Below are 12,920 nucleotides of genomic sequence, written 5' to 3'. Positions count from 1 at the left end.
GTATTTTTTGATACCAAACACCTATTATCAACTTCTTCCAATCGGTGTCATCTTTGAAGTCATTTTCATCTAAACATTTATTGTAATAAGTGTTTATAATTTGTTTTTAGAACTCTTCAGTTAAGATTTGATATACCGGAGCTCCTTCGCATTGTTTCGGCATACGAACGCCGCCCAGAACCGCCATTGTCGGCGCAAGATCTACCTCACGGACAATACGGTCGGTAACATAGTTCTCTTTGATCCCAGGTCCTGCTGCGATAAAGATCGGTGAAACCGACGTATTTTGCACGCCATAGCAGGTAGATAGATTATCACCATGGTCATATGTGTAGCCTTCCGCTTTGAAGTAGATGATATCGCCGCACTCAGGACCGCCCATTCCGAGGATATAAGCATCTTTATTACGAAGCGCCAGAGCGATAACGCGCTGTCCTGTTTCCGGATGTTTATAGCCATATAACGCTGTCATAATCTCTTCTTCGACCTGATATTTATCTTTAGGATCAATGATACCATTCTTATCACGGCCTTTAAGATTGACATAGATGTGATTAGCTCTCTGGGCGATTGCTTTTGTATTCTCCCAGTCGATTTCGTGCAAAAGATTTCCGTTCTCATCTGTTTTCACAGCAGTCAGGCCCAAATCCCGCATGAAACCAACGCTAATTCCGGTCGGATCGCCCAAATATGGAGACTTATTCTCAGCGCAGACCAAAGCATGGTCACTGACGATGAAAATAGTCCAACCTTCGTCTAATAAGTACATAAATTTGCTTAAATATTCATCGGTTTGTAAATACATATCTTCATAGAATCCGACATAGTCTTCCGGTTTCAAATTTCCGTGACCATCTTTCAAGAAGGCGGCGACCATATGGCTTTGCAAATCGATATTATGGAAATGGGAGAAAACAACATCATACTTTTCTTCTTCAATTAGGTAGTTGATGGAAGCTGATTGCCAATCACCTGTGGCGTTCCAGCTTTCAAACATGCAGTCGTGGATTAACTGTCTGTCTGCTCCGCCAACCATGGAAGTCGGTGTAGGGTAACCAACATTTTGGGTTACTTTTTTATACAGCTCTTTGGGATGCCATAAAGAATCATTTTCTGATTCCATTGCAGCGGAAAACCAAATTTTCACGTAAGATCCGTCTTCTTTTAATTCCAACACTCTCAGATTTCTATTGACCTTACATCTTGTCCCTTGTCTATTTATGCCTTCATCAAATATATCGCGAACATATTGCCCTTTTGCAGCAACCACAATCGGTTCTTTATCTTTCTTGCTCTTATACAAGGCAATACGATCATAGACACCGGCATCGTTTTTCAAAAGCAGGCATGGTCTACGAATTAAGCCGCCGGCAAACATCGCATAAAACTCTTTCGCGCCTTCCGGAGCATTTTCCCATCCTTTAGGATCAATGATCGGTGAAACAGCAGCATCAAACGGCGCGTCGGTTCCGCCTTCTTTACCATCTTCAGGGAAAACAATCAAGTTTTTCATTACAGGGGAATCAATCTGAGCCATATCATCTTTTCCTTTGGCATTGCTGACTTCCGCATCCGTTATAACGCATGGAACATTGGTATCACATGCAGCTTTAGCCCTGAATAACGGTTCTTCAACATTCGGACTGGCGACTAAGACGATTTCTCCTTCGAGATGGGCAATCGACATATTGACGCTGCCAGGACTTGTACCGTCAACAACATGGAGATTCGGGCTGTCAGAAGTCGGAGGCCAGGAAGAACCGGGCCAATGCCAAACCAGGGTTTTTTTACCTGCTTCGGCAAAAACATTCCACAACGCTTCAGCATGACATTTTGTTGAATCCAAATTGTACTCCAGTAAATCCAAACCTTCATCCGTCTGACGGAAAAAGCAGGTAATTCCGTGCGTACATGGATATGCACCGGTAGATAGCGTTGTCCACATCGGAGGAGTAATCGTTGGATGTCCACCGAGCATGGTAAGGTCTTCTCTTGCAGATCCCTTTTCAATGATTTTCTTCAGATTCGGCATTTTGTTTTTTTCCAGCATTACTTTTGTGAATCGGGGATCCATTCCGTCTATCCCCAAAACCAAAAGTTTTTTAGCTAAAGCTTCTCTTTTCATTCCTTTGCCTCCTTATAACTTTCATGTGGTACCCTTAGACGAGAAAAAAGTATATCCTAGAATAATACAGTTAAATTATAGCGCGCGCTTTTTTTTTACGTCCAGAAACAAAAAGCTGTACGTCTTGCAGGAAAACAGAGCAACAAAAAAGCTGCATTTTACATATTGGATAATATCTATTCCGGACACATAAAAAGATTAGGTTGCCTCTTTGTTTGCGCAGGCAACCTAATATATGAAGAAAGGGATATGATTAACAGATACTTATGCTGTGTTTATACTTGACGGTTTAACTCTTCCAAAGATTTTTTGCTCGTTCTTTCGCCCCAGACCAAGGCAATCAGTGCGCAAATAAGAATGACAGCACCATTGGCTGCATTCATACCAAACCACCCCAATGTCAAATACAGCGTTGGAAGAGTTAACTGTATTCCGGATACTAATAAGCGGACAGTCCCAAAGATAAATCCGACAACGTTATTCCGTACATTCGTCGGGAATGATTCCGCAAGATAGGTCCATACCATCGTGGTTGCGCCCGCTCCGAAGATTTTTTGAATGAACAGGGCAATCACAATTACTCCTGGCAAGAAAGTTGCCCCGGCAACAAAGAAAGTAACGACTTCAATAAGGGCAAAGATGAAGATCGGCATTTTACGACCGCCACGGTCGCTAAAAAAGGATGATGTATAATCGCCGACAGGAATTCCCCAAAACGATAAAGCTGTAACGGTCAAGACCGTCGTCATCGCCATACCGCCCATCGTCAGGGCAGTCGTGTAAAAATTAGTCAGAAATATTGATCCGCCACTAATGCCAAACGTTAAAAAGAAAAGGACAAAAGTCCGGCGAAAATACTCTTTGCTGAGCATTACTCTTAATGCTTCGGCATTACTTCCTTTCTTAGGAATTTTCTTATATTCTTCACTCAAATCAAGTCTGCGTCCGCTAATCTCTTCAACCAGTGCTTCCGCTTCTTTGGCTCTGCCTTTAGACAGCAGCCAGCGTGGGGACTCCTTAAACCAGAAATGAATAAGGATTAATAGAAATATTCCAAGGGATCCAACTAAAAAGATGATTCGCCAGTTATCTGGACCTTTGGGGATAATCCAAGCAGCAAATGAACCAAGCAGGGGAAGGCTGATTGAACCTGATGCAATGGTAATACCTTGATATTTGCCCCTGTTTTCCGACGGCATCATTTCAGCGATATATACCATGGCGATGACGACTGTCGCTATGACTCCGAAGCCGGTAATCAACCGCGCTGCAGCAATCAAATGATATGTTGAAACTACAGCGTTCAGAAAAGACCCCACAGAAAAAATCGTCACCGTCGTCATGATTGCTCTTTTGCGTCCGATCTTATCCGAAAGCCAACCACCGAAGATTGCACCTAAAAACATACCGAAAAAGTTCATTGAATTAATATTCGCAATCTGTTGCGGCGTAATATGCAAGACCTTCATTAACGATGGTGCTGCATACATAAACGTAGCATTGTCTGCTTGATCGAAAATATAGACGATAGCTGCCAGCCATAAGAACCTTTTATGCGTTTTTCCTAATTTCATTCCGTCAAAATAGCCTGGGCCACCGCTAATTACTGAAGCCATAATAACACAAGCTCCCTTCATATCCTGTTTAGCAATTACTTTCCTATTGGCAAAGAACAACATTAATAATCTCAAGAATACGATTCAAAACAAAGAGAAAGCCGCGGACAGATAGGCCTCAATCCTATCTGTCCATGCTACAATAAGACATTAAAATCAGGCGGATATATTATTTTTTTCGGCCATCTTTACTTGCATTTCATTTACTTTGGCTGTAGATAGTTTATTCAGTGTAAGGATCGCGATAATACCCACTGCCAAGAATGCTGCCGGAATGAAATTTATCAGTTTGTTCAATCCAACCAGCTGTTCAGCGGTCATCGGCGTTTTGGCAACATAACCGATAGCAGCCAGACCAAATCCAAGCACAGAGCCACTGATAATATTAGAAACCTTCGGAACAAGAATAGCCATCGTCATGAGGAACCCTTTAACTTCCTTACCTGTTTTTAGTTCGGAATAAAGTGCGGCTTCAGACGTGATCGCAATAGCACAGGCGTTGGCGATCGCCATTCCGAAATATCCAACATCCAACACAGCCATAAAAGTAACGGCAACCTTTGGGAATAAGACGAAGTTCGTTAAATGCGCCAAGAACAAAATGGCTAAACCTGCTGCATAAACATACCGTTTATCGAACCTCCGGGCGAGGATCTCTCCGACAATCGAACCTAAAAGCCCTGCGACACTGACCGTCGTAAGAAAAACTGCAAATAACGGCATACTTTTCAGTACGTACATGAAGTAGTATACACCGAGACCCCAGGTAATAAACTGAGCCAGGATGCGGACGATGTCACCAATTATGATTCCTAGAAGATGTCTGTTCGTAAAGAATATTTTAAACAACTCAAGCAGCGGTTCTGATTTTTTATCGCTTTTAATATACTCCGAAGCCAAGGCGATATCAGCCTCTCTGGAATAGCGATACATCAAATAATTGGCAGCAATAAAGACGATTCCATAAAGAATAACAATGGCAAAATAACCATTCGCCGAAGCCTTTACTCCACCGTTGATCGCCATGATCATCGGCACGGTGATAACACCATATACTAATTTTCCCGCGTTGGTGCCGACAGCTTTTCTTGCCGAGAAAGCAGCCCTGTCAAGTGGATGTTTCCCCATAAGCGGAACCATTGTGTTTACAGCACCAAAGGCGATATTCTGGAATCCCGCTTGAATACAGTAAGCACCGCCAAACAGGATTGCTTTAGCCGTCACAGAGATGTCGCCAACAGGGGCAAACATCACGGCAAAACCAACAGCTACAACGATCGGTCCTACCAACAGCCATGTACTATACTTTACTTTCGGATAAAGTTTTTGCAACAGGATACTAGCAACAATAACCATACAAAAGTCTACAACATTCGCTACAAGCAAGGTTTTAGCCATCAAAATCGTAGGCATCTTCTGTATATCTGTCATGAAGTACGCCCAAAACGCTGTATTCATGGAAAAGAGGAGTCCCCATGCAAATAAAATGAGTCCATAAGAAATAGTCGCTCCGGTTTTAACTCTTTGCTCCATAAATAAACCTCCCTATAATTCCTGTCTCTGTTTTTGTTTCAGGGTAAATAATCACCACTGAGACCTTGTCTTTTGTGACATGATAAAGCTCCGCTGAATCCTCCTTTCCGCTCTTGCCATGTCGCATAATAAAACCAAAACAGTCTTGATGGTTACATTATGGTTATTTGTCCTGCTTTCGTCCAGAAACAAAAAAATGCCACTGTTACAACATTATATTGCTTACTGTTTCAACTATTTTTTGTATTACTTGGCATGCTTTTTTTCATAATAAAAAGGAATTCTTTTAGGAGTTACCTAAATCTAAACTCTCCCAAAAGTGATTCCTTATTTCAAAACGCGTGCTTACTTCAATTTAACGTCCGAAGAAAACTATTTAATATTCGTCTTAAGAAATTCAATAAATGCCTCGGCTGCAAGTGTTAAATCATATTGGACATTTCGAATATAACCACAGACAAAATTCAATTTATCATTTATTGGAATCGCAACAACATTCTCAGGAAATTCATCTCGCATGCTCAAGGCGTATTTATTAGTAAACCCCACTGCACCACCCTCAGAAATAATCTTACTTCGGGTTTTCGTATCATCCGAATCGAGAACAACTTTTGGTTTTCCGTAAATATCAGGGTTTGACAAAATATGTTTGATGACGATATTCCTGGAATCCAAAAAAGCAACGAGCGGGTATTTTAGCAATTCTTTAAAGGACACCGATTTTCTTGATGAGATCGCTAAATCTTTTGACACCAACCCATAGATTGGGTTAATAAAAAGTTTTTCGAATTTCAATGAGGTCTTCTCTGCGAGTTCATTATTTGTCCCCTCAAGCAGCATAACTAAACCAATTTCTGAATCACCATCCTCAACTGCTTTAATAACTTGAGTCGTGTGCACTTCCCTGCTGATTAGTTTTATCTTAGGGTATTTTCTGCAAAAACCTAAAATGGTATTTGGCAGGATTTCAATGTTAAAAGGATGGGTATTATATATTGTCAGAAAGCCTTCCAAGTCGCTAGGTTTTTCATGCTGCCTTTTGGTTGTTTTTTGTTTCAAGGCAGCTAACTCAATCAAAAATTGATTCATCAAATCAACGTATTCTTGCCCGGCTTCCGTTAGAAAGACGCCATTTTTAGTCCGAGTTAAAAGGGTCACTCCCAGTTCATCCTCTAAACGGGCAATCGAACTGCTGATCCCCTGATGGGAAATGTGAAGATATTTACCGGCAAGGGACATCGATTGGGTTCTAGCTAATTCAACAAGAATCTCCAAGTGTTCAGTACGCATGTTTTATCACTCCTGTGAAATAAAATAATGAACATACTATTCTTATCGTCTTGTCAATTTTTTTTGCGCTTGTAGCATAGTGTTTCTCTATATCAAATTAGCATTATTCTCAGATACTTCCAAATCAAGTAATTCCCTATAAAGATCTTTTTGTCTATAAGCAAGAAAAAAGAGTTCTTTCATCGTCTTGCTTTTACGTTGGCGCAAGCAGTTTATCGGTTCCGCTGCTAATTCACATGTAAGAATCCCTTTACCATTAAATTGTTCGGCTAATATCTCGCCTTTGGGATTAAGTAGAAGAGCACCTCCCTGGAATTCCTGGCCCATACCGTTTTGCCCCAATAGATTACACGCGCCAAAGTATACGGAGTTATCATAAGCCCTGGCCCGTAGATAACGCAGCCAAATTTCTTTTCTATCTCCGATAATCTTAGGTGAGGCATGCGGAGCAAATAAAACCTCGGCCCCCTTTAGGGAATAAATCGTCCCTACCTCTGGAAAATGCCAATCCCAGCAGATTCCGATCCCGAAGTTAGTACCGTGGGATTGGAAGACGGGAAATTCCTGGCCAGGAGTAAAATAATTACTTTCACTTCGGCCAAGATGCGTTTTGCGATAAGCTCCGATCTCTCCACTAGCGAACGCCACAATATGGGTTAAATAAGGTTTCCCGCTCCCTGTTTCTTCAGCCATGCCAACTAATAAGGTCATTCCCAGCCGAACCGCACATTCTGATATTTTACGTACATTATCCCCGGATATCGGTTCGGCCAGTTTTACCGCTTCTCTTGTTGAATAACCATGCAAGGACATCTCCGGAAAGCAAAGAATGTCAACACCATTACCTGCCGCTTCTTCCGCCAAACAGATTATTTTGGCCAGATTGGCTTGGGTCTGGCCTACGATGGCTTCCATCTGTACAAGTCCAATCGTACAATTCCTGTCCACGCAGCGTTATCCCCTTATTAACATCATTTATCGTAATGTGATTTGTTAACTGCATTCATTTTACAAGTAATTTACTCACTTTGATATGCTCATGCTTGCAGTTTGGACTAAGGCTAATCCTGCTTCCACTTCCACTGTCTTCAATATTCCGGATACTCCGGGACAGCTGGGATGCGGGCTGTATTTAGCAAATATCTCATATACCTTTCCCGTATGCAGTTTATTGAACATTTCCTTATAGGCATCAACTTCCGTCAACTCATCGGCCATTTTCTTGAAGTTCGGACAGTCGCTTGTTATCTTTAATTTAATAATTTTGCTGCGTGAATCTGCTTCACTGATATCTTTCTTCGCTTCGACGTTAAGCGTAAAACCACAGACCCCACATTGAATAATCCCAATAGCCAACTTCTTCACTCCTCTATTGATATTTTCTATCGTCTACTCGGTCAGCTCAAGGTTCATCCTTCGCAGTATTGGCTTGGAGAATGTCCGTAAGCTGTTCCCGGTTATGCAAAAAGTCAATAAAATAACGTTCCTCTTTCGTCTGATAGGTCTGAGCGTGGGTCAGAATATTTAAAGGCCGATATAAAGGGCAGCCTTGAATCCTGATCGCTTTTAAAATCTTCTGATTACACTCTTGAGCGACAGTCAATGCTGATATGATCGTGATGCCAAGTCCGGCTGAGACAACTTGCTTTACTGCCTGTGTGCTGCCGAGTTCCATGGTGATATTTAGTTCATCCGGATCTATCCCTCTTTCTTCCAGGGCCATTTCCATAACCTTACGGGTCCCGGATCCCTGTTCGCGAGTTATCATTCTTTCCATCGACAACTCAGTAAGCGTCACACTCGAACGTGAAGCCCATGGATGATGATAAGGTACAACCACAACGAGCTCATCCTGCCAAAAACTTTCGACAACCAGTTCCGGGTTCTGAGGAACAGGGCCTTCGACTAAGCCGATGTGAATCTTTTTTTCAATCACATCTTGGGCGATGATTTCGGTATTGGCAATTTTAGCCTTGAAATCGATATCGGGCCGAATTCGATACAGGTAACCCAGAATATGCGGCAACAAATATTCGCCGATAGTTAAGGTCGCTCCGATATAAATCATTCCGCGCTTATCCTCAGTCAAATCAGCGATTTTCTCTCCCGCTTCTTTCATGACTTGGATCACCTGACAAATATATTGATAAAAGATCTTGCCGGCATGGGTAAGGGTTACCCCTTTGTTTGTCCGCTCCAAAAATTTGGCTCCATATTGGCTCTCCAAATTTTGGATCTGAATGCTGATGCTTGGTTGACTCATATGAAGCCGTTTGGCGGCAAGGGTAATATTTCTTGTTTCGGCAACCTCTTTAAATACAAGAAACTGCTGTTCCCACATAACCTACTTCCCCCTATCGATAATACCCAAGAAGCTATTCCTTTGTCTGAATTCTCTTTAAGTATACCTGATAACAGGTTAATTTACCACGGCAATGCAATGGCTATCAGCGGTAGGAAGCCTAGCCTAATACTTCTTGCAAATGTTTAGCTGAACGGTAATTCATTGCATTACTGACAAAGTGTTTTGCCCATTGAGGATTTCCATAGGCATGCAGGTGATTATACGAAGCAAATACGCCCTTATAGATGATGCCATCATGAAAGCCGTCAATCCCATTACCCCGTTTGACTTCGCAAGCGAAGGCTATAGCCGGATCCAAATCGATCAAACGCGAATTATGAAATTCATGGCCTTTTATCGTTGTTCCGGGATCAAACCATAGATTAGACTCAGCAGCTTCGAGCAAAGTATATCCGTGACCCTGCGGCTTTGCTTCCATTATAACATCGAAGGGTAAAGCACCAACCATGCTGTGCGTTTGTTCATTAACCGTCATGGAACGTCCCAGATACATGAGCCCACCACACTCGGCATAAACCGGCAGGTATGATTCCACAGCCTCTTTTATTGCTATGCGAAAAGCATCATTTTTTTCCAGATCAGCCGCAAATACTTCAGGAAATCCACCGCCAATATAAAGCGCATCCAGATCTGCCGGTAAGCTAGGCTCAGTAAGACTGTCAATCTCTATAATCTGCGCACCCAACCGGACCAATTCGTTTATATTTTCCGGGTAATAAAAACTAAAGACCTTGTCCCTTAGTACCCCGATCTTAACCGTTTTTTGACGTTCATTAATCGGAGTAATTTGTGGTAATGTGTCATTGGCATCGTATATGATTGCTCCAGGTTGGGAAGCTGCTATTTGGTACACACTATCCAAGTCAACATTCATGCTGATAATATCTGCAAAGTAATCCAACAACCGGTCGCTTTCATTACTCTCCCCCTGAGTAATAAGTCCAAGGTGTCTATCCGGAATATTTAAACCTGTATCTTTGGGGATTGCCCCTAAGACAGGGACATGGCAAAAAGTTTCAATCGCTTCCCTTAAGATTGTTTCATGGCGGAGCCTGCTAACTTTATTTAAAATAACGCCGCAAATATTTACCTGAGGGTCAAAATGCTGACACCCCAAGACAATGGCCGCGGCACTGCGTGTCATGCGTGAAGCGTCAAGTACTAAGACAACCGGTGTTCGGGTTATTTTGGCGATCTCGGCAGTAGAACTGCTGCCGGCAAGGTCAAGGCCGTCATACAAGCCCATCGCGCCTTCAATAATGGCTAAATTACAATTATCCTTTGCCATAAAAACTGACTTACAGATTGTTTCCGGCTCCATAAAATAAGCGTCCAGATTACGGCAGGCCATACCTGCGGCAGCTGACAACCAGCTGGGGTCAATGTAATCCGGTCCTTTTTTAAATGGCTGAACCTTGAGACCCCTGCGGCGAAATGCACGCAGAAGTCCCAAGGTTATTGTCGTTTTGCCGGTCCGCCCTTGGGGTGCAGCTATTACAAGACGATTAACCATTTTTGTATGTTGGGCGTTCATTGTTTATACGCAACCAGTCGGCTTCATCAGTCCCGCAACTTTACAAGCACCTTTAGCAGGACCGCTTGGGTAAAGCTCATATATTCTTTTCAGATCAATTTTTGTCTCTTTGGTAATTTTACGGATCATTGGCGCGACACCAAACTTTTGATAGTAATCGCGCAAGTAATTAATAATTACCCAATGTTCATCAGTAAGCTCTTCAACCTCTTCCGTGTGAGCCAGAGCAAGGGCTACATCAGGATTCCACAAATCGCCATCTTCCATAAAACCGTCTTCGTCCAATGCAATAACGACGCCATTAACATTTAACTCTGCCATAATGTTTTACCTCCATAAATCATTTAATTGTATTATTCAGCGCTAGATAAAGAAGCTACAATATAAGCGCCCGTCCTAAAAGATCACTTAAACCTTTGACTTTGACATCCACCTTGTGATGTTTCATCACGTCGGGAAGCTGCGCTTTACAAATCGCGCAGGGTGCACAGAGAATTTCCGCTCCGGTACTTCGGACACACTCCGCTTTGGGTTGTCCTAAGGCCATCCGAATATCTTTCGCCTCATCCATCAGGATTCCTGAACCGCCGCCGCAGCAAAAACTGTATTGGGCCGTTGGGGTCATCTCCTTGAAATTTTGAACACATGCAGCTAAAAGTTCTCTCGGCTGTTGGATCAGATCCCCGGCACGCGCATAGTTGCACGGGTCATGATAGGTTACGACTTCCGGATTCTTTGTTTTATCGAATTGGATCCTGCCAGCACGATAATAACCCAGAACCTCTTCAAATAAATGCAGAACCGGAAAGGGCAGCGGCCCATTGAGGGTCTGGGTGAACATGCGCCAGGTCCTCCAACCGTGACCGCATTCACCGGCAACCAGTCTTTTGACACCAAGTTCTTTCCCCGCCATAACCAAACGACGGCTGTGCTCTCGCAATGTCGGTTCGTGGAAGAATAACCCGAAATTGGCTGTTTCAGTTATCTGTGAGCTTAGTGTCCAGGATACCCCCGCCTTATAGAATATTTTCGCAACGGCCATCAAACCGTCAGTATTGTTAAAGAGGTCGGATGACGAGGGGTTAAAGAGAACTTCAGCACCTTCTTGATCCATGGGAATCGGGATATCTAATCCGGTTTCTTCTTTCAGTTCTTCTTCCAAAAACTCAATCCCATCCATAATGGCAGGATGCGGTGTGCCCATATTATTGCCCGTTTTATTCATATTCTTGACAATTCCGGCATGGAACCTGCTGACGAGGCCCAGATGAGCCAGAATCTCACGTATGGCTATCGTCACCTCTGCGGTATCAATACCTTTGGGGCAGAACATTGCACAGCGACGGCATTGGTTACATTGATGAAAGTACGTGTACCAGAGGTCAATGGTTTCCTGACTTATTGCTTTCGCCCCGTCCCAGTCCCTTAAGAAGGATGGACCCGGACCAAATACTTTCTTATAGATGCTGCGGACCAAATCTACACGGGCGACGGGCATGTTGTAGGGGTCCTTAGTCCCGAGATAAGAATGGCATTGTTCCACGCACGCCCCACAGTGCGTACAAACATCCAGGTACAATTTTAACGACCTTTTATATTTGAGCATTTCGCCAAGCAGCGTGATCGCAGCCCTTGGCTGATCTTCCACTGCTACCGGATACAAAAACATATCCTTCAGGTCTTTTTCTTTTGTTTCGTACGGAATCCTTACCTTCTCACTCATTTCAACGTCACCTGTCTTTCGTGCGGTCTGACAATCAACCAGCGGCTAAAGAAAATCCCACAGGAATGGACAAGCTTGGAATATGGAAAATAAAGCAAAAGCAGCTGGACAACAGTGAAATGAAAGACAAACGCCGTATTATCCGGTAATGGAACCGGGTGGAAGGTGATGAGCCCGAGCAGGTAACTTTGCACAGCCTCATACGTGATTTCATGAAACAGCCGCATATACATCCCGCTGCCGACAATGCCGAGTAACAGAACTAAGACGAAATAATCGGCAAACGATGAAATAAAACGCAAGGTCGGAGATGCGGTGCGGCGAATGGCCAAAAGCATTAATCCTAATAATAACGCGACCCCGGCATAGGTTCCAAACAAAACCGACAAACGCATGCTCTCTTCAGAACTTGCACCAAACAGAATGAATTGCTGGCCCAAAAAACCGATGCCAAAAAAATGACCGATCAGGATGAAGGCTAAAGAGATATGGAATAGCCAGGACATAAACCACAGATTTTTATTCCCTCTCCACAGCGTTTTGAAGCCAACGCTTTCTTTAACCAGATCAACTGCAGCCCCACCCCTGTTTTTCGGAGCGGGAAAAAGCGTTAGTTTAAACGGGATTGGTATTTTCAACCAGGCTATAACGCGCAGGATCATACCAACCAGGAATAAAACAATGACAACATATGGAATTACCACTCCAAAGAGGATATTCATGCCATTCTTCCT

The 12,920-nt window shown here is 43.1% G+C and carries 11 protein-coding genes; all 11 read right to left on the bottom strand.

Annotated features, from left to right (window positions below):
* Positions 1–106: 106 nt before the first annotated feature.
* Positions 107–2,125, bottom strand: a complete 2,019-nt coding sequence (locus LPY66_RS06365) for an alkaline phosphatase family protein (protein ID WP_337987257.1) — start codon at positions 2,123–2,125, stop codon at positions 107–109.
* 275 nt (positions 2,126–2,400) lie between these two features.
* Entirely contained in the window at positions 2,401–3,741 is a 1,341-nt protein-coding gene (locus tag LPY66_RS06360) for an MFS transporter (RefSeq protein ID WP_337987256.1), read from the bottom strand.
* 156 nt (positions 3,742–3,897) lie between these two features.
* Positions 3,898–5,274, bottom strand: coding sequence for an MFS transporter (locus LPY66_RS06355; RefSeq protein WP_337987255.1), 1,377 nt, complete (start codon positions 5,272–5,274; stop codon positions 3,898–3,900).
* A gap of 372 nt (positions 5,275–5,646) precedes the next feature.
* A complete protein-coding gene (locus LPY66_RS06350) occupies positions 5,647–6,564 on the bottom strand; it encodes a LysR family transcriptional regulator (RefSeq protein ID WP_337987254.1) in 918 nt (305 codons plus the stop codon).
* An 87-nt stretch (positions 6,565–6,651) separates the two neighbouring features.
* On the bottom strand, positions 6,652–7,512 hold the full coding sequence (locus LPY66_RS06345; RefSeq protein ID WP_337987253.1) for a nitrilase-related carbon-nitrogen hydrolase: 861 nt from the start codon (positions 7,510–7,512) through the stop codon (positions 6,652–6,654).
* A gap of 75 nt (positions 7,513–7,587) precedes the next feature.
* On the bottom strand, positions 7,588–7,920 hold the full coding sequence (locus LPY66_RS06340; RefSeq protein ID WP_337987252.1) for a DUF6951 family protein: 333 nt from the start codon (positions 7,918–7,920) through the stop codon (positions 7,588–7,590).
* Positions 7,921–7,966: 46 nt separating this feature from the next.
* Entirely contained in the window at positions 7,967–8,905 is a 939-nt protein-coding gene (locus LPY66_RS06335; protein ID WP_337987251.1) for a LysR family transcriptional regulator, read from the bottom strand.
* Positions 8,906–9,026: 121 nt separating this feature from the next.
* Positions 9,027–10,463 (bottom strand): cobyrinate a,c-diamide synthase, encoded by a 1,437-nt coding sequence (locus LPY66_RS06330; RefSeq protein WP_337987250.1) that lies wholly within the window; start codon positions 10,461–10,463, stop codon positions 9,027–9,029.
* Between the two features lie 3 nt (positions 10,464–10,466).
* Positions 10,467–10,784 carry a TusE/DsrC/DsvC family sulfur relay protein gene (locus tag LPY66_RS06325; RefSeq protein ID WP_337987249.1) on the bottom strand — a complete coding sequence of 106 codons (318 nt, stop codon included), beginning with the start codon at positions 10,782–10,784 and terminating at the stop codon, positions 10,467–10,469.
* Between the two features lie 55 nt (positions 10,785–10,839).
* Positions 10,840–12,186, bottom strand: coding sequence for a (Fe-S)-binding protein (locus tag LPY66_RS06320; protein WP_337987248.1), 1,347 nt, complete (start codon positions 12,184–12,186; stop codon positions 10,840–10,842).
* Positions 12,183–12,908, bottom strand: coding sequence for a respiratory nitrate reductase subunit gamma (locus LPY66_RS06315; RefSeq protein ID WP_337987247.1), 726 nt, complete (start codon positions 12,906–12,908; stop codon positions 12,183–12,185). The genes LPY66_RS06320 and LPY66_RS06315 overlap by 4 nt, the downstream gene beginning before the upstream one ends.
* Positions 12,909–12,920: the final 12 nt, after the last annotated feature.

It is taken from the genome of Dehalobacter sp. DCM (assembly GCF_024972775.1).
Classification (GTDB): domain Bacteria; phylum Bacillota; class Desulfitobacteriia; order Desulfitobacteriales; family Syntrophobotulaceae; genus Dehalobacter.
This window is presented reverse-complemented; position numbering and strand designations above follow the sequence as displayed.